General features: G+C 72.8%; 21 protein-coding genes and 1 pseudogene. 15 read left to right on the top strand and 7 right to left on the bottom strand.

The annotated features are described in order from the left end of the window. Positions 1-17: 17 nt before the first annotated feature. The gene (locus BLW82_RS38605) at positions 18-1,535 is read right to left on the bottom strand and encodes a sugar ABC transporter ATP-binding protein (RefSeq protein WP_093506514.1); all 1,518 of its coding nucleotides are present in this window, start codon (positions 1,533-1,535) and stop codon (positions 18-20) included. Between the two features lie 266 nt (positions 1,536-1,801). Between BLW82_RS38605 and rhaI the strand changes: the two genes are divergently transcribed. The 7 genes from rhaI to BLW82_RS38570 all read left to right on the top strand — a co-directional run bounded on the left by rhaI (position 1,802) and on the right by BLW82_RS38570 (position 10,795). Continuing rightward, positions 1,802-2,971 (top strand): L-rhamnose isomerase, encoded by a 1,170-nt coding sequence (rhaI, locus tag BLW82_RS38600; RefSeq protein WP_093506512.1) that lies wholly within the window; start codon positions 1,802-1,804, stop codon positions 2,969-2,971. 124 nt (positions 2,972-3,095) lie between these two features. Continuing rightward, positions 3,096-5,135 carry a bifunctional aldolase/short-chain dehydrogenase gene (locus BLW82_RS38595; protein WP_093506509.1) on the top strand — a complete coding sequence of 680 codons (2,040 nt, stop codon included), beginning with the start codon at positions 3,096-3,098 and terminating at the stop codon, positions 5,133-5,135. Beyond that, positions 5,132-6,577: a rhamnulokinase gene (locus BLW82_RS38590; protein ID WP_093506507.1), complete on the top strand. Its 1,446-nt coding sequence runs from the start codon at positions 5,132-5,134 to the stop codon at positions 6,575-6,577. Before BLW82_RS38595 ends, BLW82_RS38590 begins: the two co-directional genes overlap by 4 nt. Before the next feature lie 121 nt (positions 6,578-6,698). Continuing rightward, positions 6,699-7,454, top strand: coding sequence for a (Fe-S)-binding protein (locus BLW82_RS38585; RefSeq protein ID WP_093506506.1), 756 nt, complete (start codon positions 6,699-6,701; stop codon positions 7,452-7,454). After that, positions 7,451-8,953 (top strand): LutB/LldF family L-lactate oxidation iron-sulfur protein, encoded by a 1,503-nt coding sequence (locus BLW82_RS38580; RefSeq protein WP_093506504.1) that lies wholly within the window; start codon positions 7,451-7,453, stop codon positions 8,951-8,953. The genes BLW82_RS38585 and BLW82_RS38580 overlap by 4 nt, the downstream gene beginning before the upstream one ends. Beyond that, positions 8,950-9,618 (top strand): LutC/YkgG family protein, encoded by a 669-nt coding sequence (locus BLW82_RS38575; RefSeq protein WP_093506502.1) that lies wholly within the window; start codon positions 8,950-8,952, stop codon positions 9,616-9,618. Before BLW82_RS38580 ends, BLW82_RS38575 begins: the two co-directional genes overlap by 4 nt. Positions 9,619-9,640: 22 nt before the next feature. After that, positions 9,641-10,795: an ABC transporter ATP-binding protein gene (locus BLW82_RS38570; RefSeq protein ID WP_093506500.1), complete on the top strand. Its 1,155-nt coding sequence runs from the start codon at positions 9,641-9,643 to the stop codon at positions 10,793-10,795. Between the two features lie 15 nt (positions 10,796-10,810). Here the strand turns inward: BLW82_RS38570 and BLW82_RS38565 are convergent, their stop codons facing one another. From BLW82_RS38565 to BLW82_RS38545, 5 genes are all read right to left on the bottom strand, one after another. Then, positions 10,811-11,416 carry a hypothetical protein gene (locus BLW82_RS38565; protein ID WP_093506498.1) on the bottom strand — a complete coding sequence of 202 codons (606 nt, stop codon included), beginning with the start codon at positions 11,414-11,416 and terminating at the stop codon, positions 10,811-10,813. A 71-nt stretch (positions 11,417-11,487) separates the two neighbouring features. Then, positions 11,488-12,426: an ABC transporter substrate-binding protein gene (locus BLW82_RS38560; protein WP_093506496.1), complete on the bottom strand. Its 939-nt coding sequence runs from the start codon at positions 12,424-12,426 to the stop codon at positions 11,488-11,490. Further along, positions 12,423-13,094, bottom strand: coding sequence for an ABC transporter permease (locus BLW82_RS38555; RefSeq protein ID WP_093508498.1), 672 nt, complete (start codon positions 13,092-13,094; stop codon positions 12,423-12,425). Before BLW82_RS38555 ends, BLW82_RS38560 begins: the two co-directional genes overlap by 4 nt. Further along, the gene (locus BLW82_RS38550; protein WP_093506494.1) at positions 13,091-13,771 is read right to left on the bottom strand and encodes an ABC transporter permease; all 681 of its coding nucleotides are present in this window, start codon (positions 13,769-13,771) and stop codon (positions 13,091-13,093) included. The genes BLW82_RS38555 and BLW82_RS38550 overlap by 4 nt, the downstream gene beginning before the upstream one ends. A 59-nt stretch (positions 13,772-13,830) precedes the next feature. After that, positions 13,831-14,403 carry a TetR/AcrR family transcriptional regulator gene (locus BLW82_RS38545; RefSeq protein ID WP_093506492.1) on the bottom strand — a complete coding sequence of 191 codons (573 nt, stop codon included), beginning with the start codon at positions 14,401-14,403 and terminating at the stop codon, positions 13,831-13,833. 154 nt (positions 14,404-14,557) lie between these two features. Between BLW82_RS38545 and BLW82_RS38540 the strand changes: the two genes are divergently transcribed. Both BLW82_RS38540 and BLW82_RS38535 read left to right on the top strand, forming a co-directional pair. Next, a complete protein-coding gene (locus BLW82_RS38540; RefSeq protein ID WP_093506490.1) occupies positions 14,558-15,415 on the top strand; it encodes an AAA family ATPase in 858 nt (285 codons plus the stop codon). 83 nt (positions 15,416-15,498) lie between these two features. Beyond that, positions 15,499-16,839 (top strand): VWA domain-containing protein, encoded by a 1,341-nt coding sequence (locus BLW82_RS38535; RefSeq protein WP_256216260.1) that lies wholly within the window; start codon positions 15,499-15,501, stop codon positions 16,837-16,839. A 14-nt stretch (positions 16,840-16,853) separates the two neighbouring features. On the opposite strand, the pseudogene BLW82_RS38530 reads toward BLW82_RS38535, so the two are convergent. After that, positions 16,854-17,255: pseudogene (locus BLW82_RS38530) on the bottom strand (cupin). A 116-nt stretch (positions 17,256-17,371) separates the two neighbouring features. Here BLW82_RS38530 and BLW82_RS38525 point away from each other — a divergent pair. The 6 genes from BLW82_RS38525 (at position 17,372) to BLW82_RS38500 (ending at position 23,021) form a co-directional block, all read left to right on the top strand. Further along, a complete protein-coding gene (locus BLW82_RS38525; protein WP_093506486.1) occupies positions 17,372-18,523 on the top strand; it encodes an NAD(P)/FAD-dependent oxidoreductase in 1,152 nt (383 codons plus the stop codon). Continuing rightward, positions 18,520-18,819, top strand: coding sequence for a (2Fe-2S)-binding protein (locus BLW82_RS38520; RefSeq protein ID WP_093506484.1), 300 nt, complete (start codon positions 18,520-18,522; stop codon positions 18,817-18,819). Before BLW82_RS38525 ends, BLW82_RS38520 begins: the two co-directional genes overlap by 4 nt. Further along, the gene (locus tag BLW82_RS38515) at positions 18,812-20,293 is read left to right on the top strand and encodes an NAD(P)/FAD-dependent oxidoreductase (protein ID WP_093506481.1); all 1,482 of its coding nucleotides are present in this window, start codon (positions 18,812-18,814) and stop codon (positions 20,291-20,293) included. Before BLW82_RS38520 ends, BLW82_RS38515 begins: the two co-directional genes overlap by 8 nt. Then, positions 20,293-21,189 (top strand): dihydrodipicolinate synthase family protein, encoded by an 897-nt coding sequence (locus BLW82_RS38510; protein WP_093506479.1) that lies wholly within the window; start codon positions 20,293-20,295, stop codon positions 21,187-21,189. The genes BLW82_RS38515 and BLW82_RS38510 overlap by 1 nt, the downstream gene beginning before the upstream one ends. Positions 21,190-21,217: 28 nt before the next feature. Next, positions 21,218-22,219: a proline racemase family protein gene (locus tag BLW82_RS38505; RefSeq protein ID WP_093506477.1), complete on the top strand. Its 1,002-nt coding sequence runs from the start codon at positions 21,218-21,220 to the stop codon at positions 22,217-22,219. Between the two features lie 70 nt (positions 22,220-22,289). Continuing rightward, positions 22,290-23,021: a GntR family transcriptional regulator gene (locus tag BLW82_RS38500; protein WP_093506475.1), complete on the top strand. Its 732-nt coding sequence runs from the start codon at positions 22,290-22,292 to the stop codon at positions 23,019-23,021. The last annotated feature ends 1 nt before the right edge of the window (position 23,022 follow it).

Below are 23,022 nucleotides of genomic sequence, written 5' to 3'. Positions count from 1 at the left end.
CCCCGTGGCGGTGGTCGTCATGCGGCGGCCCTCCCGGTCGCTGCGGCCATCACGGTTTCCTCGCTGGCTTCGGAGCGCGGGATCTCGGCGGTGATCCGGCCCTCGTGCATCACCAGCACGCGGTCGGCCATGCCGAGGATCTCGGGCAGGTCGGAGGAGATCATCAGGACGGCCACCCCGTCGGCGGCCAACTCAGCCAGGAGCCGGTGCACTTCGGCCTTCGTGCCGACGTCGATGCCCCGGGTCGGCTCGTCGACGATCAGTACCTTCGGGCCGGTCGCGAGCCATTTGGCGAGGACGACCTTCTGCTGGTTGCCGCCGGAGAGGGTGGAGACGGCGTCGGCGATCCGGGCGTACTTCACCTGGAGCCGGACCGCCCAGTCCAGGGAGCGGCTGCGTTCGGCGCCCCGGTCGACGAGGCCCGCCTTCACGGTCGTACGCAGTCCGGTCAGGCCGATGTTCCGCTCGATGGACATGTCCATCACCAGGCCCTGGGCGCGCCGGTCCTCGGGGACGAGGGCGAGGCCGGCGGAGATCGCGACGGAGGGTGCGCCGTTGGTCAGTCTCCGTCCCCTGACCTCGACGTCGCCGGCGTCCCAGCGGTCGACGCCGAACACCGCGCGGGCGACCTCGGTGCGGCCGGCGCCGACCAGGCCGGCGAGCCCGACGATCTCACCGGACCGCACCTCGAAGGAGATGTCCGTGAACACCCCCTCGCGGGTCAGCCGCCGCACGCTCAGGGCGACTTCGCCGGGTTTCACGTCGTGCTTGGGGTAGAGCTCGTCCAGATCGCGGCCGACCATCCGGCGTACCAGGTCGTCCTCGGTCATGCCGTCGACGAGCTCGCCGGCGATCCGGGCGCCGTCCCGGAGGGTGGTGACCCGCCGGCAGATCTGGAAGATCTCCTCGAGACGGTGCGAGATGAACAGCACGGCGGCGCCCTGGTCCCGCAGGGTGCGGACGACGCCGAAGAGGCGGGCGACCTCGCTGCCGGTGAGGGCCGCCGTCGGTTCGTCCATGATCAGCACCCGGGCGTCGAAGGAGAGCGCCTTGGCGATCTCGACGATCTGCTGGTCGGCGATGGACAGGCCGCGGGCGGGGCGGTCGGGGTCGAGGGCGACGCCGAGCCGCTTCATCAGGGCGGCGGTGGCCGCGCGGGTGGCCTTGTGGTCGATCCGGCCGAGGGCGCGCCGGGGCCGACGGCCCATGAAGATGTTCTCGGCGATCGACAGGTCGGGGAAGAGCGTGGGCTCCTGGTAGATCACGGCGATTCCGGCGTCGCGGGCGTCGCCGGGGCCGTGGAAGACGACGGGCCCGCCGTCGAGCAGCACCTGGCCGGCGTCCGGCCGGTGCACTCCGGCGAGCGTCTTGATCAGCGTCGACTTGCCCGCGCCGTTCTCCCCGGCGAGGGCGTGCACCTCGCCGGGGAACAGCTCCAGGGAGACGTCCCGCAGGGCGCGCACGGCACCGAAGGACTTCGAGACGTCCTTCAGCGCCAGCACCGGGGCCGGTCCCGTGTCGGACGGGTGGGTCATGGGGGCTCCTCGACGACACCGGCGAGACGGTGGGCACCGGACCTCACGGCGTCGTGAAAGGTTTCAACTGGATTGCCGGGACCGTAGGCATCACCGGCATGTCACGTCAATGGGTCCGTCTCGAAAAGATTTCGATGGCCTAAGGTCACGAGGGAGTCACGGAGGACGAGGTCGGTCGTCATGCTTGACACCCCTGCGCGGGGCTCATACTTTGCGGTCCTGAATCGTTTCACCACTCAGTTGTTCCGATCCCCAGGAGCCCCGAAGTGACCGACCTCGCCGCGGTGAAGGCCGCGCTGAAGACCCAGGCCGTCGAAACGCCGTCGTGGGCGTACGGAAACTCGGGGACCCGTTTCAAGGTGTTCGCCCAGCAGGGTGTGCCCCGCTCGCCGCAGGAGAAGCTGGACGACGCCGCGCAGGTCCACGCCGTGACCGGGGTCGCGCCGACGGTCGCCCTGCACATCCCGTGGGACAGGATGGACGGCCCGGACGGATACGCCGACCTGGCCAAGCACGCCGAGGACCGGGGCCTGCGGCTGGGGGCGATCAACTCCAACACCTTCCAGGACGACGACTACAGGCTGGGCAGCATCTGCCACCCGGACGCGGCGGTGCGCCACAAGGCCGTCGGTCATCTGCTCGAGTGCGTCGACATCATGGACGCGACGGGGTCGAAGGACCTCAAGCTGTGGTTCGCCGACGGCACCAACTACCCCGGTCAGGACGACATCCGGGCCCGGCAGGACCGGCTGGCCGAAGGGCTGGCCGAGGTGTACGCGCGGCTGGGCGAGGGGCAGCGGATGCTGCTGGAGTACAAGCTCTTCGAGCCGTCCTTCTACACGACCGACGTGCCCGACTGGGGGACTGCCTACGCCCACTGCCTCAAGCTGGGACCGAAGGCGCAGGTCGTGGTCGACACCGGCCACCACGCACCGGGCACCAACATCGAGTTCATCGTCGCCACGCTGCTGCGGGAGGGGAAGCTCGGCGGGTTCGACTTCAACTCGCGGTTCTACGCGGACGACGACCTCATGGTGGGGGCCGCGGATCCGTTCCAGCTCTTCCGGATCATGTACGAGGTGGTGCGGGGCGGCGGGTTCACCGCCGAGGTCGCCTTCATGCTCGACCAGTGCCACAACATCGAGGCGAAGATCCCGGCGATCATCCGGTCGGTGATGAACGTCCAGGAGGCGACGGCGAAGGCGTTGCTGGTGGACCGGGGGGCGCTGGCGGACGCGCAGGCCGCGGGGGATGTGCTGGCCGCGAACGCCGTGCTGATGGACGCGTACGACACGGATGTGCGGCCGCTGTTGCGGGAGGTGCGGGAGGAGATGGGGCTGGACGCCGACCCGCTTGCGGCCTACCGGCGGTCCGGGTGGGCCGAGAGGATTGTCGCCGAGCGGGTCGGCGGACAGCAGGCCGGCTGGGGTGCGTAAGCGTCTGCCCTGATCTGTTTCGTCGCGGCGTGCGGGCCGGGTGTGGCCGGTCGCGCCGTTCCTCCCCCGGCCCCCGGCGCCCCCGCGGAATGCACTGACGCCCTTTCGACAAGTAAGGAACCTCATGCCCACCCATCCCCAGGCAGCCGCCCTCCTGTCCCGTTCCCATCGGCTCGGTGCCGATCCGCGCAACACGAACTACGCCGGCGGCAACACGTCCGCCAAGGGCACCGCCGTCGACCCCGTCACCGGAGGTGATGTCGAGCTGATGTGGGTGAAGGGGTCCGGTGGGGATCTCGGGACGCTCGGCGAGGGCGGGCTCGCCGTGTTGCGGCTGGACCGGTTGCGGGCGCTCGCCGGCGTGTATCCGGGGGTCGACCGCGAGGACGAGATGGTCGCCGCCTTCGACTACTGCCTGCACGGCAGGGGCGGGGCCGCGCCCTCCATCGACACCGCCATGCACGGGCTCGTCGACGCCCCGCACGTGGATCATCTGCACCCGGACTCCGGGATCGCGCTCGCCTGTGCCGCGGACGGTGAGAAGCTGACCGCCGAGTGTTTCGGGGACAGCGTGGTGTGGGTGCCGTGGCGGCGGCCGGGGTTCCAGCTGGGGCTGGACGTCGCAGCGATCAAGGCCGCCAACCCGCGGGCGATCGGGTGCGTCCTCGGCGGGCACGGGATCACCGCCTGGGGCGACAGCTCCGAGGAGTGCGAGCGGAACTCGCTGCACATCATCCGCACCGCCGAGAAGTTCCTGGCGGAGCGCGGGAGGGCGGAACCCTTCGGGCCCGTCGTCGAGGGGTACGGCGCGCTGCCCGAGGCCGAGCGGCGGGAGCGGGCCGCGGCCCTCGCCCCGTACATCAGGGCGCTCGCCTCCCAGGACCGGGCGCAGGTCGGGCACTTCACCGACTCCGAGGTCGTCCTCGACTTCCTCGCCCGGGCCGGGCATCCGCGGCTCGCGGCACTCGGGACCTCGTGTCCGGATCACTTCCTGCGGACGAAGGTACGGCCCCTCGTGCTCGACCTTCCGCCGACCGCACCGGTGCCGGAAGCCGTGGCACGGCTGCGCGAGCTGCACGCCGAGTACCGCGAGGAGTACGCCGGCTACTACCGGCGGCACGCCCTGCCCGACTCCCCCGCCATGCGCGGCGCCGACCCCGCGATCGTGCTCGTGCCCGGCGTCGGCATGTTCAGCTTCGGCAAGGACAAGCAGACCGCCCGGGTCGCGGGTGAGTTCTACGTCAACGCCGTCAACGTGATGCGCGGCGCCGAGGCCGTGTCGGCGTACGCGCCGATCGAGGAGTCGGAGAAGTTCCGGATCGAGTACTGGGCGCTGGAGGAGGCCAAGCTCCGGCGAATGCCGAGGCCGAAGGCGCTGGCGACCCGGGTGGCACTGGTGACGGGGGCCGGGAGCGGGATCGGGAGGGCGATCGCGCACCGGCTCGCGGAAGAGGGGGCCTGTGTCGTCGTCGCCGACCTCAACGCCGAGGGCGCGGCCGCGGTGGCGGAGGAACTCGGCGGGGCCGACAGGGCCGTCGCGGTCACCGTCGACGTGACGGACGAGGAGCAGGTCGTCGCCGCCTTCCGGGCCGCCGTGCTGGCCTTCGGCGGGGTCGACCTCGTCGTCAACAACGCCGGGATCTCCATCTCCAAGCCGCTGCTGGAGACTTCGGCGAGGGACTGGGACCTCCAGCACGACATCATGGCCCGCGGTTCCTTCCTGGTGTCGCGGGAGGCGGCGCGGGTGATGACCGCGCAGGGGATCGGCGGTGACATCGTCTACATCGCGTCGAAGAACGCCGTGTTCGCCGGGCCTGACAACATCGCCTACTCGGCGGCGAAGGCGGACCAGGCGCACCAGGTGCGGTTGCTGGCCGCGGAGTTGGGTGAGCACGGGATCCGGGTGAACGGGGTCAACCCCGACGGTGTGGTGCGCGGGTCGGGGATCTTCGCCGGAGGGTGGGGGGCCCAGCGGGCCGCCGTGTACGGGGTGGAGGAGTCGAAGCTGGGCGAGTTCTACGCGCAGCGGACCATCCTCAAGCGTGAGGTGCTGCCCGAGCACGTGGCGAACGCGGTGTTCGCGCTGACGGGTGGCGAACTCACCCACACCACCGGGCTGCACGTGCCCGTCGACGCGGGTGTGGCGGCCGCGTTCCTGCGATGAGCTCGCCGAGGGCGTACGCCGCGGTCGACCTGGGCGCGTCCAGCGGGCGGGTCATGGTCGGGCGGGTGGGCCCGGACTCGCTGGAGCTGGCCGAGGCACACCGGTTCGCGAACCGGCCGGTGCGGGTGCCGGAGGGGCTGCGCTGGGACGTACTCGGCCTGTACGCCGGGGTGTTGGACGGCCTGCGGGCCGCCGGGCGGGTGGATTCCGTCGGCATCGACAGCTGGGCCGTGGACTACGGTCTGCTGGACGCCGACGGAGCCCTGCTCGGCAACCCGGTGCACTACCGGGACGCACGGACCGAGGGTGTCGCCGAGCAGGTGTGGGCGCGGATCCCGGCGGCGGAACTGTACGCCCGCACCGGGCTCCAGTACGCGCCCTTCAACACCCTCTACCAGCTGGTGGCGGCGCGGCCGAGCGCCCAGTTCGCGCACGCCGAACGGCTGTTGCTCGTCCCGGACCTGGTGTCGTACTGGCTGACCGGCGAGCAGGGCACCGAGCTGACCAACGCCTCCACCACCCAGCTGGTCGACCCCCGGACGCGTGACTGGTCGTACGAGGTCGCGGACCGGCTGGGGATCGACCTCGGGCTGTTCGCGCCGCTGCGGCGGCCGGGGGATCCCGCCGGGGTGCTGCGGCCCGCGGTCCTTGAGGAGACGGGGCTGACCGGGCCGGTGCCGGTGACCGCCGTCGGCTCGCACGACACCGCGTCGGCGGTGGCCGCCGTACCGGCGGTCGGCGAACGGTTCGCCTACATCTGCACCGGCACCTGGTCGCTGGCCGGACTGGAGCTGACGGCACCCGTGCTGACCGAGGAGAGCCGGGCCGCCAACTTCACCAACGAGCTCGGGCTCGACGGCACGGTCCGCTATCTGCGCAACATCATGGGGCTGTGGCTGCTCCAGGAGTGCGTACGGGCCTGGGGCGATCCGGAGCTGGGCGGGTTGCTGCGGGCGGCGGCCGGGGCGCCGGCGCTGCGGTCGGTGGTGGACGCGGGGGATGCCGGGTTCCTGGCACCCGGGCGGATGCCGGAGCGGATCGCCGAGGCGTGCCGGGCCTCCGGGCAGCCGGTGCCGCGGACGCCCGGCGAGACCACCCGGTGCATCCTCGACTCGCTGGCGCTGGCCCACCGGCGGGCGGTCGCGGATGCGCAGCGGCTCGCCGGACATCCGGTGGACACCGTGTACGTGGTGGGGGGCGGCACCCGCAACGCGCTGCTCTGCCAGCTCACCGCCGACGCCTGCGGACTGCCGGTGGTGGCGGGGCCGGCGGAGGCGGCGGCGCTCGGGAACGTGCTGGTCCAGGCTCGCGCGCACGGAGTCGTCGGTGACCTGGCCGACATGCGGCGGCTGCTCACCCGCACCCAGCCGCTGACCCGGTACGTGCCGCGCGGCGGCACCGTCCGCTGGGCGGCGGCCGAGGCACGGCTGGCCACCGGGTGACGGGCCGCCGCCAGGATGTCCGGCGGCGGCTTCCGACCCGCCGCACCGTCACCGGGTCTCCCGCTGATCGAATCGGCCCATTAGGCTGCACTCATCCGATGACCGACCTCTAGGAGCCGCGATGCGTGTCGCCCTCTTCCTGACCTGCGTCAACGACACGCTCTATCCGGAAACCGGCCGCGCAGTGGTGAAACTCCTGACCAGACTGGGCGTCGAGGTCGATTTCCCGATGGCCCAGACCTGCTGCGGGCAGGCCCACTACAACACCGGATACCGACATGAGGCGGAGCCGCTGGCCCGGCATTTCTCCGATGTCTTCGGCGAGTACGAGGCGATCGTGACCCCGTCCGGGTCCTGCGGGGCGATGGTGCGGGAGCTGTATCCGCGGATGGGCGAACGGGCCCGGGCGGAGGGGCGCGGGGGCGGGCTGGCGGCGGCGCTGGCGCCCGTGGTGCCGAAGACCTACGAGCTGACGGAGTTTCTGGTGGACGTCCTGGGGGTGACGGACGTCGGGGCATATTATCCGCACCATGTCACCTACCACCCGACCTGCCACGGGTTGCGGAGTCTGGGGCTCGGCGACCGTCCCCGACGTCTCCTCCAGGCCGTCAAGGGCCTGGAGCTGGTGGAGTTGCCGGGCGCCGAGGAGTGCTGCGGGTTCGGCGGCACGTTCGCGGTGAAGAACGCCGACGTCTCGGCGGCGATGGGCACGGACAAGGTGCGCAACGCCGAGTCGACCGGCGCGGAGGTGCTGTGCGCGGCCGACAACTCCTGCCTGATGCACATCGGCGGCACCATGACCCGGCTCGGCAGCGGGCTGCGGCCGGTGCACATCGCGGAGATCCTGGCGAGCACCGAGGAGGACACGGCCGCATGAGCGGGACGTTCGTAGGGATGCCTGAGTTTCCCCCGTCCACCCAACCGGCCTTCCCGAAGGCCGCGCACGAGGCCGTCAACAACCCCGTCCTGCGCGAGAACCTGCGCCATGCCACGCACACCATCCGCGCCAAGCGGGCCAAGGCGGTCGCCGAGGTGTCCGACTGGGCCGCGCTGCGCGAGGCGGGCAAGCAGATCAAGGACCACACGCTCCGTCACCTCGACCGGTACCTGGTCCAGTTGGAGGAGAGGGTGACGGCGGCGGGCGGCACGGTCCACTGGGCCGCCGACGCCGACGAGGCGAACCGGATCGTCGCGGACCTGGTCCGGGAGACCGGCGAGTCGGAGGTCGTGAAGGTCAAGTCGATGGCCACCCAGGAGATCGGGCTGAACGAGGCGCTGGAGGCCGAGGGCATCCGGGCCTACGAGACCGATCTCGCCGAGCTGATCGTGCAGTTGGGCCACGACCGGCCCTCGCACATCCTGGTCCCCGCCATCCACCGCAACCGGGGCGAGATCAGGGACATCTTCCGCAGGGAGATGGGCGAGTGGGGGCGCCCCGCGCCCGAGGGTCTCACCGACGCCCCGGCCGAACTCGCCGAGGCGGCCCGGCTCCATCTGCGCGAGAAGTTCCTGCGCGCGAAGGTCGGCGTCTCCGGCGCCAACTTCATGGTCGCCGAGACCGGCACCCTGGTCGTCGTCGAGTCCGAGGGCAACGGGCGGATGTGCCTCACCCTCCCGGAGACGCTGATCTCGGTCGTCGGCATCGAGAAGATCGTGCCGACCTGGCAGGACCTGGAGGTCTTCCTGCAGACCCTCCCCCGCTCCTCCACCGCCGAGCGGATGAACCCGTACACCTCGACGTGGACCGGCACCACCGACGGCGACGGACCGCGGACCTTCCACCTCGTCCTCCTGGACAACGGCCGCACCGACACCCTCGCCGACGAGGTGGGCCGGCAGGCCCTGCGCTGCATCCGCTGCTCGGCCTGCCTGAACGTCTGCCCGGTCTACGAGCGGGCGGGCGGCCACGCCTACGGCTCGGTCTACCCGGGCCCGATCGGCGCCATCCTCAGCCCCCAGCTGCGGGGCACCGCGAGCGAGATCGACGCCTCGCTGCCGTACGCCTCGTCGCTGTGCGGGGCCTGCTACGAGGTCTGCCCGGTCGCCATCGACATCCCCGAGGTCCTTGTGCACCTGCGCGAGCGGGTCGTCGAGGGCGGTGAGGCGGTCCGGGGCGGCAACAGGGTGCTGCTCAAGCCGGCCAAGGGGCACGCGGCCGAGCGGGCGGCGATGCGGGCGGCGCGCTGGGCGTTCTCCCACCCGGCCGCCCTGCGCACCGGCCAGCGGCTCGTCTCCCGCAGCCGCCGGCTGCATCCCCGTACCCTGCCGGGTCCCGGCCGGGCGTGGACCGGGACCCGGGACCTGCCTGCCGTACCGGCGGAGCCGTTCCGGGACTGGTGGCAGCGGACCGGCGGCGGAAAGGGCGGGGCGAAGTGAGCAGCAGGGAGCGGATCCTGGGCCGGGTGCGGCGGGCGCTGGCCGAGGTGCGGGACGAGGACACGCCGGTCGAGCGGGCGTATCTGCGGGAGCACGGGGAGCGGAGCGTCCCGGAGACGGTGGACCTGCTCGCCGAGAACCTGGCGGACTACCGGGCGCTCGTGCACCGGTGCACGGCGGACGAACTAGCGGCACTGATCGGGCGGTTGGTCGCGGAGCGCGGTTCGAGGTCGGTGGCCGTGCCCACCGGGCTCCCTCCGGAGTGGCTCGCGTCGACCGAGGCCGAGCGGGTCCCGGACCGGGCCGGGAGCACCTCCCACGAACTCGACCGGGTCGGCAGCGTGGTCACCGGCTGCGCGGTGGCGATCGCCGAGACCGGGACGGTCGTGCTGGACGGCGGCCCGGACCAGGGCCGCCGCCGGCTCACCCTTGTGCCCGACCACCACATCTGCGTCGTGCGGGTCCCGGACCAGGTGGTGTCGTCCGTGCCGCAGGCCCTCGAACGGCTCGACCCGGCCCGCCCGTTGACCTGGATCTCCGGCCCCTCCGCGACCAGTGACATCGAGCTGGACCGGGTCGAGGGGGTGCACGGTCCGCGCACCCTGGAGGTGGTGCTCGTCGGCGGCGGCTCGCAGGGCGCCGAGGCCGGTACGGGCGGATCGTGACGGTCGCGGCTACCGTGAGGGAATGATCCGGTTCGAGCAGGTCACCAAGCGGTACGCGGACGGGACGACCGCGGTCGACGGGCTTTCCTTCGAGGTGGCCGCGGGTGAACTCGTCACGCTCGTCGGCCCCTCCGGCTGCGGCAAGACCACGACGATGATGATGGTCAACCGGCTCATCGAACCGACGTCGGGACGGATCCTCGTCGACGGCGAGGACGTCGCGGGCGTCGACCCGGTGCGGCTGCGGCGCCGGATCGGCTATGTCATCCAGCAGGTGGGCCTGTTCCCGCACCGCACCATCCTCGACAACACCGCGACCGTCCCGGCCCTGCTCGGCTGGCGACGGGACCGGGCCCGGGCCCGCGCCGCCGAACTGCTCGACCTCGTCGGCCTGGACCCGAAGACGTACGGGCCGCGCTACCCGGACCAGCTCTCCGGCGGCCAGCGGCAGCGCGTCGGCGTGGCCCGGGCGCTCGCCGCCGATCCGCCGGTGCTGCTCATGGACGAGCCGTTCGGCGCGGTCGACCCGGTGGTGCGGGAGCAGTTGCAGGACGAGTTCCTCCGGATGCAGGCCGCGGTCCGCAAGACGGTGCTGCTGGTCACGCACGACATCGAGGAGGCGGTGCGGCTCGGCGACCGGATCGCGGTGTACGGGCAGGGCCGGATCGAGCAGTTCGACACTCCGGGCGCCGTGCTGGGCAGGCCTGCCACGCCGTACGTGGCCGGGTTCGTGGGCGCGGACCGCGGGCTGAAGCGGCTCTCGGTGACCGACGTCGAGCCGGACGACCTGGAGCAGCCGCCGGTCGTCCGCCTGGGCGAGTCCGCCGAGCGCGCCGCGGCACGGCTGCGGGCCGGGGGTGCCCGGTGGGCGGTGGTCCTGGACCCGGACGGCGACCTGCACGGCTGGGTCGGCCGCGACGAGCTGGCGGCGGGCGGCACGATCGACGGGCTCGCCCACCGGATGACGGCGTGGGTGCCGGTGGGGGCCCCGCTGAAGCAGGCGTTCGGTGTGATGCTCCAGTACGACGCCGGATGGGTCGCGGTGCTCGACGGTTCGCGCTTCCTCGGTGTCCTCACCCCGGCCAAGCTGCACGAGGCGCTGCGCCGCTCGGTGGACGCCGACGCGCGCGGCGTCCCGCGCGGCCAGGTGCCGTTCGACTCGGTTTCCGATGCCTGACGACAGAAGCCCTAGTCAGCAGTACGTCATCGGGCAGCCACGCCGCAACGAGTGCTCGGCGGCCCGCAGGTACAGCGCGACGTAGAAGGCGGTGTCCAGGTCCTCACCCCACGGGCCGGGACGGGACTCGGCCGTCTCCTTCGCCTGCCCCTCCAGGAACCAGAAGGTCAGATCGAGGTTGTCGCAGGCCTCCGGTATCGCCTCGACGGGAAGTCCGATCACCGCCGCCAGCCGCTGCGCGAGGGCGAGCACCTCGGGCGCGCCGGCGACCACCGTCTCGTCGGTGTAGGGGGACGCGACGGGCAGCCGGATCTCCTCGTCGATTGAGAAGGGCACCAGCACCGTCCAGCCCAGCAGCAGTTCCCCCTCCTCCGGTGACAGGTGCTCTCGGCACAGTGCGCCGAACCCGTCCATGGCCGGCGCCAGCTTCTCCTCGAACGACAGCCCCGAGCCGCGCACGAAGGCGGCCGTCTCGGGCACCGACTCGTAGGGTGCCAGCCCGCGCCGTCGCAACTCGTCGTCGAGGGCCGAGGCGAGGGCGCCCCTCCCGCCCTCGTCCTCGTCGTCCTCGCCGCCGTCGAGCCATTCCTGCGCGCCGACACTCACCAGATAGATCCCCATGCCGCGAACGTACCGCCCGCCACTGACAACGGGCCGGGGCGTCGCGCTGCCGGGCATCACGGCGCCGGCCGTCACTTCAGCAGGCCCTTGTCCCGCAGATAGGTCCGGGCCACGTCCTGGGCCAGCCGTCGCCAGCTGTCGACCTGCCGGTTCATCGAGGCCAGGTCGGCCGTCGTCAGGACGTCGTTGAGCTTGCCGAGCGCCTTGGTGACGCGCTCGCTGCCGGCCCGCGCGCGGTTGACGACCGGGACGACGTAGTCGGCGTTCTGCAGATGCCTGTCGTCGGCGAGGAGGACCAGCCCGAACTGGTCGAGCGTCGCGTCGGTGGTCGTGGTCAGCACCATCTGGTCCTGCCCGCTCTGCACGGCCCGCTTGGCCTGGGTGGTGCCGACGCCCTTGGGGTCGATGCCGGTGATGTCGATGCCGTAGACCTTCTTCAGCCCGGGCTCGCAGTACGGCCGTTGCACGCATTCGTCGCCCGCGGCGAGCCGTACCTTCAGACCCGAGGCGCCGAGGTCGCTGAGCGTCCTGAGGTGGTGCCGGCGGGCGTAGGCGGCGGTGACCGCGAAGGCGTTCTGGTCCACCGCCCGCCCCGGGTCGAGGACGGTGAGGCCGCGAGGGGTGGCGAGGCGGCGCAGTGCCCGCATCGTGGTGGTGAGGTCCGGGGAGCCCACGGGGGCCGCGTCGGGGCCGTTGGTCCTGGCGTTGAGCCAGTCGGCGAAGGTGGCCGCGTATTCGGGGACCACGTCGATCTGCCCGGACTCCAGGGCGGGTTCGTAGAGTTCGCGGTTGGCGACGGTGATGAGGGAGGTCCGGTACCCGGCCTGGTTCAGGAGCTGGGCGTACATCTGGGCGAGCAGGTCGCTCTCGGTGAATCCGGCGGAGCCGATGGTCAGGTGCTTGCTGTCGCCCGGGGGCGCGGTGACCTCGCCGCGGTTCTCCAGGGAGGGTCCGGTGGTACAGGCGGTGAGGGCGAGGAGCAGGCCGGCGGCCGCCGTACGGAGTCTCATCGCGAGCCCCGCAGCCAGACCGGGGCGAGGCGCTCGGCGAGTTCGAAGACCCCCTCGACGATCAGGGCGAAGACGGCGACCAGGATCGCCCCGGCGACGACCATGGGGGTGCTGGCCAGATTGAATCCGGCGGTGATGATCCGGCCGAGTCCGCCGCCGCCGGCGAGTGCGGCGATGGTGGCCGTGGCGACGAGCTGGACGGCGGCGATCCGCACCCCGTTGAGGACCATGGGGAGCGAAAGGGGCAGTTCCACGTGAAACAACACTTGTCGCCCGGTCATCCCCATCCCCCGGGCCGCCTGCACGATGTTCCGGTCGACCTCGCGCATGCCGACGTAGGCGTTGGTGAGCAGGGGCGGTACGGCGAACAGCACCAGGGCGACCACGGTGGGGCCCTCGCCCCATCCGCCGATCGGGGTGAGCAGGAGCAGCACCAGGACGGCGAAGGTGGGGACGGCCCGGCCGACGTTGGAGATGTTCACGGCGAGTGCGCCACCCCTGCCGAGGTGGCCGAGGAGCAGCGCGACCGGGAGCGCGATCAGGCAGCTGACGACCAGGCAGACGACGGTGAGGGCGAGGTGCTGGAGCAGCCGGTGCCCGATGCCGTCGGCACCGGACCAGTGCGCGGAGTCGGTGAGCCAGGCCCAGGCCTCGGTGAGCGTCTTCACGTGCGGGCCGCCCGCGTCCACGGGGTGAGCAGGCGCTGCACCCCGAGCAGCAGCAGGTCGGCGGCGACCGCGATCAGCACGCACAGTACAGAGGCGGTGAGGACCTGGGCCTTGAAGTAGGTGTTCATGCCGGCGTAGATCAGGTTGCCGAGCCCGCCGAACCCGACGATCGCGCCGACGGTGACCAGGGAGACCGCGGAGACCGTGGCGATGCGCAGGCCGGCCATCGCGGCGGGCAGCGCGAGGGGCAGTTCGACGGTGAGCAGGAGGCGGATCGGGCCGTAGCCCAGGCCTCGGGCGGCCTGCCGGGTCTCCTCGGGGACGGCGCGCAGGCCCGCGAGGATGTTGCGGACGAGCAGAGTGAGCGAGTAGAGCACCAGTCCGGCGACGACGAGGGTGGCCGAGAGCCCGTACAGCGGCAGGAGCAGGGAGAACATCGCCAGGGACGGGATGGTGTAGAGGATGGTGGTGACGCCCAGGACGGGCCCGGCCGACCAGCGCCAGCGGCGGGCGAGTACGGCCAGCGGGACGGCGATGACGAGCCCGACGAGCACCGAGACCACGGTGAGCCGCAGATGCTGGCCGACCGCGTCGAGGAGGATCTGGCGGCGGCTGGTCAGATAGGCGCCGCAGATCCACTCGTTGCGCGCGAGGCAGTCGTTCGGGGGCGCGGTCACGCCTCCATTGCACCGGGCGGGCGACCGGCCCGGCGCGTTGTGGTGATCCGTCCGGGCGGCTACTTCAGCCCGGCCGCGTCCAGGAGTGTGGTCACCGTGCGGGTGACCAGCCCGTCGTCGAGGTGCTCGATGTGGGCGCCGGCCCGGGCGCTGGCCCCGTCGAAGACCAGCATGAGCTGGCGGGCGAGCAGGGCCGGATCCGCCGCACCGCCCTGTTCGGCCTGCTCCTCGAAGTAGCGCTGCAGCAGTTCCTTGGCGGCCCGGGCCACCACGCTCGCGGGATGCTCGCCGTCCTTGAGCTCGACGAGGACGGCGAGGTAGGGGCAGCCGCAGTAGCCGGGGGCCGCCGCGTTCTCCTCCACCCGGCGGAACACGTACCCGATCCGTTCGCGAGGGGTGGCCGTCTCGGCGTCCGGGGCCCTGAGCTGGGTCTCGTACCAGGGCCTGCGCCGCTCCAGGCTGGCGGCCAGCACCTCGTCCTTGCTGCCGAAGAGCTGGTACATCGAGCGCTTCGAGACCCCCGCGGACTTGCACAGCGCCTCGACGCCGATGGAGACGCCGTCGCGGTAGAAGAGCTCGCCGGCGGCGTCGAGCAGACGGTCGCGGGGGGACGCCTTGTCTGTGGTGGCCATACGCCGAGGTTACCGCGCGGGGCACTGTGAGGAAACCGATCGGTATACAGGGTGGCAGGGGAGGGTGAACAAGCGCTTAGATAGGACCCGGACCTGTTCCCCACGCGCGTCCCACCTGCGTGCGTTCCCCGACCCCGATCAGCCGGAGGCCCCGTTGTTCACTTCCGTCGACGACGTCTCCGCCCGCCTCGCGGAGACCGGCTACCTCGCCTCCCCCGCCGTCGCCACCACCGTCTTCCTGGCCGACCGGCTCGGCAAACCGCTCCTCGTCGAGGGCCCCGCCGGGGTCGGCAAGACCGAGCTGGCGAAGGCCGTGGCCCAGGTCGCCGGGGCCCGGCTGGTGCGGCTGCAGTGCTACGAGGGCGTGGACGAGTCCCGGGCACTGTACGAGTGGAACCACGCCAAGCAGCTGCTGCGGATCAGCGCCGGCCGGGACGAGACCTGGGACGAGGCCCGCACCGACATCTTCAGCGAGGAGTTCCTGCTCCCCCGCCCACTGCTCACCGCGATCCGGGGCGACGACCCCAAGGTGCTGCTGATCGACGAGACCGACAAGGCCGACGTCGAGGTGGAGGGCCTGCTCCTGGAGGTGCTCAGCGACTTCCAGGTGACCGTCCCCGAGCTGGGCACGGTCACCGCGACCCGCCGCCCCTTCGTCGTCCTCACCTCCAACGCCAGCCGCGAGCTGTCCGAGGCGCTGCGCCGCCGCTGCCTGTTCCTGCACATCGGCTTCCCGGACGAGGAGCTGGAGCGCCGGATCGTACGGCTGAAGGTGCCGGGGCTCACCGAGGCGCTGACCGAGTCCGTGGTCCGGGTGGTCGGGGCGCTGCGGGCGATGGACCTGCGCAAGGTCCCCTCGGTGGCCGAGACCATCGACTGGGCGCGCACCCTGCTGGCCCTGGGCGCCGACACGCTGGACGAGCAGGTCGTACGGGACTCCCTGGGCGTGATCCTCAAGCACCAGGACGACATCCAGAAGGCGGCCGCCAAGCTGGACCTGGACGCGCTGTGAGCCCGGCCGGCGCATCGACCGACTCCCCGACCGACTCCCCGACCGACTCCCCGACCGACGCTCCGGCCGACCTCGCCGAGCGGCTGACGGGGCTGGTCGGCGCGCTGCGGGCGCACGGAGTGCGAGTCGGCACCGGGGAGACCGTGGACGCGGGACGGGCGGTGACGGCGCTGGGGCTGGCGGACCGGGAGCTGCTGCGCGAGGGACTGGCCGCGACCCTGCTGCACGGCACTGGCCAACGGGCCGTGTTCGACCAGGTCTTCGACCTCTACTTCCCGCGGTCGGTGGGCGCGCCCGGCGGCGGCTCCGGTGACCCGTCCGGCGACCGGGACGAGCTCAGGGAGCGGCTCGCCGCCGCCTTGGCCGACGACGACACCGCGCTGCTGCGGCAGTTGGCCGCCGAGGCGGTGGACGGCCTGGGCGGATACGGGAGTTCGCCGGGTTCGGACGGCTGGTCGTCGTACCAGACCCTGGACCGGCTGCGGCCGCAGACGCTGCTCGCCCGGGTGCGGGCGGACGTCCGCGGGCAGGGCGGCGGCGAGGGGTTCGCGGACCGGCTGCTCGACGACGAGATCCGGCGGCGGATCGAGGCCTTCCGGGGCATGGTCGCGGCGGAGGCCCGGCGCCGGGTGGCCGAGCGGCGCGGGCGGGACCGGATCGCCCGGCGGGCGGTGGCGCCGAGCGCCGACCGGGTGGACTTCCTCTCCGCCGGGCGGGAGCAACTCACCGAGCTGCGCAGGACCGTGCGGCCGCTGGCGCGGAAGCTGGCCACCCGGCTGGCCGCACGCCGCCGCCGGGCCGCGCGCGGCACCATCGACCTGCGGCGCACCCTGCGCGGTTCGCTGTCGACAGGCGGGGTGCCGATGCGGCCGGTGCTGCGCCGGCGCCGGCCGGTCCGCCCCGAGCTGGTGCTGCTGTGCGACGTCTCGGGTTCGGTGTCGGGGTTCTCCGACTTCACGATGCTGCTGGTGCAGGCGCTGCACGACCAGTTCAGCAAGGTGCGGGTGTTCGCGTTCGTCAACCGGATCGACGAGGTGACCGGTCTCCTGGAACACGGCCGGGCCGATCCGGAGGGGCTGGGCGCCCGGATCCGCGCCGAGGCGACCCTCACCGGCTGGCACGGCAGCAGCGACTACGGCGTCGCGCTGGGCGAGTTCGCGGAGCGGTACGGCGCCGCGGTGGGCCCGCGCACCACGGTGTTCGTGCTCGGCGACGCCCGCACCAACAACCTCGACCCGAACCTCGCCGCCGTCCGCCGGATCGCCGGACAGGCCCGGCGCGTCTACTGGCTGAACCCCGAACCGCTCTCCCTGTGGGGCACCGGCGACTCGGCGGCGCCCGACTACGCGGAACTGGTGGAGATGCACGAGTGCCGCACCGCCCGCCAGCTCGGCGGGCTGATCGCCAGGCTGCTGCCGGTGTGACACACCGGATGCCGTCACCCACGGAAGGTGACGGCACCCGTCGGCCGCTCCCGGCTCTCCCCGGCCTTCGCGTAGTCCGTCGCCATGCCGCCGGCGATGTCGTGCACGATGCACTGCTCGTCCCCCACGACCCAGGCGGCGTGTCCCGGCGGAAGGACGAAGACGTCACCCGGGCCGATCTCGCCCTCGCCGCCGTCGTCCACGACGAGGTGCATCCCGCGCTGCACCACACAGCCGTTGTGGTGGACCATGCAACTCCCGGTGCCCGCGACCGGCGCCACCGACTCTTACCGGCGCCCGCCCGGCTCGAAGGTGCCGATGGCGAAGCCGAGGCCGGTCAGGCGCACGGCCTCCAGGTGGCCGTGGGGGAAGACCCGCCGCTCGTCCGGATTGTCGACCGGCTTGATCTCCGGCATGACGGTGTCCTCCCGTCGAACTCCCGTCCACCACTCCACGTCTGCCTGTCACATCGGGAGCGCCACTCGGTGCTGGGGGTCTTCCGAGGGTGTGTGCTATGTGACATATTACTGGCGTGAGCATGCGACTGACCTGCGACGTCGTGGTGATCGGGGCGGGCATGGCAGGCGCCGCCTGTGCCCTGTACGCGTCCCGGGCGGGTCTGGACGTCATCGTGGTGGACCGTGGTCCGGTGGCCGGCGGCACGACCGGGGCGGGTGAGGGGAATCTGCTCGTCTCCGACAAGGAGCCCGGGCCCGAGCTCGAACTCGCCCTGCTCTCGGGCCGGTTGTGGGCCGACCTGGCCGGGGAGTTCGGTGACCGGATCGAGTACGAGCCCAAGGGCGGGGTGGTCGTCGCCGCCGAACCCGAGGGACTGGCGGCCCTGGAGAGGTTCGCCGCCGGGCAACGGGCCCGCGGGGTGGCGGCCGAGAACGTCGGTGCGGACCAACTCCGCGACCTTGAGCCGTACTTGGCGCCCGGCCTGGCGGGCGCGGTGCTCTACCCCCAGGACGCCCAGGTCATGCCGACCCTGGCCGCCGCACATCTCCTGCGGGCCTCGGGAGCCCGGCTGGCGACCGGCCGCACGGTGACGGAGGTGCTGCGCGATGCCGGCGGTGCCGTACGCGGGGTCCGTACCGGCCGCGGCGACATCCACGCCCCGGCCGTGGTCAACGCGGCCGGGACCTGGGGCGGCGAGGTCGCCGCGCTCGCGGGTGTGCACCTGCCCGTCCTCCCCCGGCGCGGCTTCGTCCTGGTCACCGAGCCGCTGCCGCGCCGGGTACGGCACAAGGTGTACGCCGCCGACTACGTGGCCGACGTGGCCAGCGACTCGGCCGCGCTGCAGACCTCGCCGGTCGTCGAGGGCACGGCGTCCGGGCCGGTCCTGATCGGCGCGAGCCGGGAACGCGTCGGCTTCGACCGGTCGTTCTCGCTGCCGGCCGTACGGGCGCTGGCGGCGGGTGCCGTCCGGCTGTTCCCCTTCCTGTCCGCGGTCCGGGCGCTGCGCACCTACCTGGGTTTCCGCCCGTACCTGCCCGACCACCTCCCCGCCATCGGCCCCGACCCGCGGGCGCCCGGTCTCTTCCACGCCTGCGGGCACGAGGGCGCGGGCATCGGACTGGCCACCGGCACCGGGCGGTTGATCGCGCAGGTGCTGAGCGGCGAGGCACCCGAGCTGGACCTGAGCCCGTTCCGTCCCGAGCGTTTCGGCGAGGAGAGCGCGTGAATCCCCTGGAGCTGGTGCAGGCCCGCCCCGGGCCCGCCTTCACCGTCACCTTCGACGGGCGCGAGATCGTGGCGCTGCCGGGCCAGACGGTCGCGGCCGCGCTCTGGGCGGCCGGTGTCACGTCCTGGCGGACCACCCGCGGCGAGGGCCGCCCACGCGGCGTCTTCTGCGGGATCGGCGTCTGCTTCGACTGCCTGGTGACCGTCAACGGCCGTCGCAACCAACGGGCTTGTGTGCTGCCCGTGCACCCCGGCGACGCGATCCGTACACAGCGGGGCACGGGGCACGATGACTGACGCCCCTCGGCCGGAGCCGGCGCCCCGGCTCGCCGTGATCGGCGCGGGCCCTGCCGGTCTCGCCGCCACCCTGGCAGCCGCCCGAGGCGGTCTGCGGGTCACCCTGGTCGACGCGGCGCCCGAGGCGGGCGGCCAGTTCTACCGGCAGCCCGCCGCCGGGCTCGGCGCCCGCCGCCCGCAGGCACTGCACCACCGGTGGCGCGACTGGGAACGCCTGCGCGCCGGCCTCGACAGGCTCGTCGCGGCAGGACTGGTGACGCAGCTGCCGGACCATCACGTGTGGTGCGTGACGCGGCGGCGGTCCGGTTTCACCGTGCACGCCCTGCTCGGCCCCGAGCAGGAACGGGCCGTCGAGGTACGCGCGGACGCCGTGCTGCTCGCCACCGGGGGTTACGAGAAGGTGCTGCCCTTCCCCGGCTGGACGCTTCCCGGTGTGGTCACCGCGGGCGGGGCGCAGGCCATGCTGAAGGGCGGACTGGTGCTGCCGGGCCGTACGGCGGTCGTCGCAGGCACCGGACCGCTGCTGCTGCCGGTCGCGACCGGCCTCGCGGCTGCGGGTGCCCGGGTGGCGGCGCTGGTCGAGTCGGCCGACCCGCGGGCCTTCGTACGGCGCTCCCCCGCACTGGCCGCCCACCCGGGCAAGCTCGCCGAAGGCGCCCACTACGCGACCCGGTTGCTGCGGCACGGTGTGCGGACCCTGGCCCACCACACCGTCGTCGAGGCACACGGCGACCGGCGCGGACTGCGGCTCGAAGCCGTCACCGTCGCCGCGCTGGACGCCGCGGGCCGGGTACGGCCGGGCACCCGGCGGCGCGTCGACTGCGACACCCTGGCCGTCGGGCACGGCATGCTCCCGCACACCGACCTCGCCGAGGGCCTGGGCTGCCGGATCGACGAGGTCGCGGTGCACGTGGACGACGAGCAGCGCACCGACGTACCCGGGGTGTGGGCGGCGGGCGAGGCCACCGGCGTCGGCGGCGCGGTCCTCGCCCTCGCCGAAGGGCACGTCGCGGGCAGGTCGGCGGCCGCGCGACTGTCGGGCCGGGAGCCGGACCCGCGCGACTGGGCGGGAGCCGCCCGGGCCCGTACCGCGCTGCGCCGGTTCGCCGCGGCGCTGAACGACGCCTACGCCCCGCCCGCGCACTGGGCCGAGCAGGTCACGGACGACACGGTCGTCTGCCGTTGCGAGGAGGTCACCGGCGGGGCGGTCCGGCGGGCCGTGACCGAGCTGGGCGCCGGAGACGTACGGACCGTCAAACTGCTCACGCGGGCCGGGATGGGCTGGTGCCAGGGGCGGATGTGCGGGCCGGCGGTCGCCGGGCTCGCCGGCTGCCCGGAGACGGCGGCACGCAGACCGTTCGCCCGGCCGGTGCCGCTCGGGGTGCTCGCGCGGGCCGGCGGCGCGGATGACGAACAGTGCAATGTCACATACCACCCGGACGAAGACCACCCGGCCCCTACGGAGGAACCCTGATGCCCACCCCACACCCCCACCCCTGGCGGGGCGTCCTCGTGGCCACCGCCCTCCCGCTCCGCGACGACCTCTCCGTCGACCACGACAAGTACGCCGAGCACTGCGCCTGGCTGGTGGCGAACGGCTGCGACGGCGTCGTACCGAACGGCTCTCTCGGCGAGTACCAGGTGCTCACCCCCGAGGAGCGCGCCAAGGTCGTCGAGACCGCCGTGGCCGCGGTCGGCGGCGCCCGGGTCATGCCCGGGGTCGCCGCCTACGGTTCGGCCGAGGCTCGCCGCTGGGCCGAGCAGGCCCGGGACGCCGGCTGCGCGGCGGTGATGCTGCTGCCGCCCAACGCGTATCGGTCTGACGAGCGTTCGGTCCTTGCGCACTACGCGGAGGTCGCGAAGGCCGGGGTGCCGGTGGTGGCGTACAACAATCCCGTCGACACCAAGGTCGATCTGGTCCCGGAGATCCTCGCCAGGTTGCACGGCGAGGGGTACGTCCACGCCGTCAAGGAGTTCTCGGGCGATGTCCGGCGCGCCTACCAGCTCGCCGAACTCGCCCCGGACCTGGACCTGTTGATCGGCGCCGACGACGTCCTGCTGGAGCTGGCGATCGCGGGTGCCAAGGGCTGGGTGGCCGGTTACCCGAACGCGTTGCCGGCCGCGTCGGTCGAGCTGTACCGCGCGGCGGTGCGTGGGGACCTGGACACCGCCGGGCGGCTGTACGCACAGCTGCATCCGCTGCTGCGCTGGGACTCCCGGGTCGAGTTCGTGCAGGCCATCAAGTTGTCCATGGACATCGTCGGCCGGCACGGCGGTCCCTGCCGCCCGCCGCGCGTGCCGCTGCTGCCCGAGCAGGAGGCCGTGGTCCGCGCGGCCACCGAGAAGGCCGTCGCGGCCGGACTGGCGTGACGGAACCCGCCCACCCTCCAGGAGCGTCATGCGCAGCAAACTCGTCCTGCACGCCGTCGACTCGCACACCGAGGGCATGCCGACCCGGGTGATCACCGGCGGGATCGGCACCATCCCCGGCGCGACCATGAACGAGCGGCGGCTGTACTTCCGTGAACACCGCGACGGCATCAAGCAGTTGCTGATGAACGAACCGCGCGGGCACTCCGCGATGAGCGGGGCGATCCTGCAGCCGCCGACGCGGCCCGACTGCGACTGGGGCGTGGTCTACATCGAGGTGTCCGGCTATCTGCCGATGTGCGGGCACGGCACGATCGGCGTGGCGACGGTGCTCGTGGAGACCGGGATGGTGGAGGTCGTGGAACCGGTCACCACCATCCGGCTGGACACCCCGGCCGGCCTGGTCGTCGCCGAGGTGGCGGTGGAGGACGGCGCGGCGCGGAACGTCACGCTGCGGAACGTGCCGTCGTTCCCGGTCGCGCTGGACCAAAGGATCGTGCTCGCTGACGGCCGGTCAGTGACGTATGACATGGCGTACGGCGGCAACTTCTACGCCATCCTCCCCCTGGACGAGTTCGGCCTCCCCTTCGACCGCACCCGCAAGGACGACATCCTCCGGGCGGGTCTGTCCCTCATGGCGGCGATCAACGCCGAGGCGGAGCCCGTTCACCCCGAGGACCCGTCCATCCGCGGCTGCCACCACGTCCACCTGGTCGCCCCCGGCGCCACGGCCCGCCACTCCCGGCACGCGATGGCCATCCATCCCGGCTGGTTCGACCGCTCCCCCTGCGGCACCGGCACCAGTGCCCGGATGGCCCAGCTGCACGCCCGCGGCGAACTCCCGCTGGACACCGAGTTCGTGAACGAGTCGTTCATCGGCACCCGGTTCACCGGCCGGCTCCTCGGCACCACCGACGTCGCGGGTCGCCCCGCCGTCCTGCCCAGTTTCACCGGGCGGGCCTGGATCACCGGCACCGCCCAGTACCTGCTGGACCCGGACGACCCGTTCCCGGCGGGCTTCGTACTCTGAATCCTCCGGCGACTTCCTCCGACGACTTCCTCCGACGCCCCTGCGGCGACGATCCTCCTGGAGTTCCACCATGGCCGACCGGCCCAGCAGCAGCACGCCCACCGCAGCCAAGCCCGCCGTACCGGCCGCCAAGCCCGCCATTCCCTCGCTGGGCGGGCGGAAGCCGAACTTCCGGGAGCGGGTCGTGGACGTCCTGCGGGCCGCACTGATCGCCGGTGAGCTGCGCCCCGGCGAGGTGTACTCGGCGCCGGGGCTCGCTCCTCGTCTGGGCGTCTCCGTCACCCCGGTGCGCGAGGCGATGCTGGAGCTGGTGAAGGAGGGCATGGTCGAGATCGTCCCGAACAAGGGGTTCCGGGTCACGGCCGTCTCCGAGCGGCAGCTCGACGAGTACACGCAAGTCCGGTCCCTGATCGAGATCCCGACGACGGTCGCCCTCGCGGCCACCGCCGACCCCGACGACCTGAAGGCGCTGCGGCCGGTCGCCCTGGAGATCGTCACCTCGGCCGTGAAGGGCGACCTGATCGGCTACGTCGAGGCCGACCTGGCCTTCCATCTGGGTCTGCTGGCGCTGGCGGGCAACGACCATCTCGTCGCGGTGGTACGGGACCTGCGCCGCCGGTCGCGGCTGTACGGGCTGACGGCGCTGGTGGCGGCGGGACGTCTGAAGGCCTCCGCCGAGGAGCACGTGGAGCTCCTCGACGCCCTGCTGGCGCGTGACGAGCAGGCTGTCCACGAGGTCATGACCCGCCACCTGGGCCATGTCCGCGGCCTGTGGGCTGCGCGGCAGCCCGAGCACGGCTGAG

Origin of the sequence: Streptomyces sp. Ag109_O5-10 (assembly GCF_900105755.1) — a bacterium.
GTDB lineage: Bacteria > Actinomycetota > Actinomycetes > Streptomycetales > Streptomycetaceae > Streptomyces.
The sequence above is the reverse complement of the archived record's forward strand: the minus strand, read 5'-3'. Positions and strand labels throughout refer to the sequence as shown.

Bases quoted from the DNA above. Each gene is read 5' to 3' on its own strand.
- BLW82_RS38605 (WP_093506514.1), bottom strand. From the start codon at position 1,535: ATGACCCACCCGTCCGACACGGGACCGGCCCCGGTGCTGGCGCTGAAG.
- BLW82_RS38595 (WP_093506509.1), top strand. From the start codon at position 3,096: ATGCCCACCCATCCCCAGGCAGCCGCCCTCCTGTCCCGTTCCCATCGG.
- BLW82_RS38590 (WP_093506507.1), top strand. From the start codon at position 5,132: ATGAGCTCGCCGAGGGCGTACGCCGCGGTCGACCTGGGCGCGTCCAGC.
- BLW82_RS38585 (WP_093506506.1), top strand. From the start codon at position 6,699: ATGCGTGTCGCCCTCTTCCTGACCTGCGTCAACGACACGCTCTATCCG.
- BLW82_RS38580 (WP_093506504.1), top strand. From the start codon at position 7,451: ATGAGCGGGACGTTCGTAGGGATGCCTGAGTTTCCCCCGTCCACCCAA.
- BLW82_RS38570 (WP_093506500.1), top strand. From the start codon at position 9,641: ATGATCCGGTTCGAGCAGGTCACCAAGCGGTACGCGGACGGGACGACC.
- BLW82_RS38565 (WP_093506498.1), bottom strand. From the start codon at position 11,416: ATGGGGATCTATCTGGTGAGTGTCGGCGCGCAGGAATGGCTCGACGGC.
- BLW82_RS38560 (WP_093506496.1), bottom strand. From the start codon at position 12,426: ATGAGACTCCGTACGGCGGCCGCCGGCCTGCTCCTCGCCCTCACCGCC.
- BLW82_RS38545 (WP_093506492.1), bottom strand. From the start codon at position 14,403: ATGGCCACCACAGACAAGGCGTCCCCCCGCGACCGTCTGCTCGACGCC.
- BLW82_RS38515 (WP_093506481.1), top strand. From the start codon at position 18,812: ATGACTGACGCCCCTCGGCCGGAGCCGGCGCCCCGGCTCGCCGTGATC.
- BLW82_RS38510 (WP_093506479.1), top strand. From the start codon at position 20,293: ATGCCCACCCCACACCCCCACCCCTGGCGGGGCGTCCTCGTGGCCACC.
- BLW82_RS38505 (WP_093506477.1), top strand. From the start codon at position 21,218: ATGCGCAGCAAACTCGTCCTGCACGCCGTCGACTCGCACACCGAGGGC.
- BLW82_RS38500 (WP_093506475.1), top strand. From the start codon at position 22,290: ATGGCCGACCGGCCCAGCAGCAGCACGCCCACCGCAGCCAAGCCCGCC.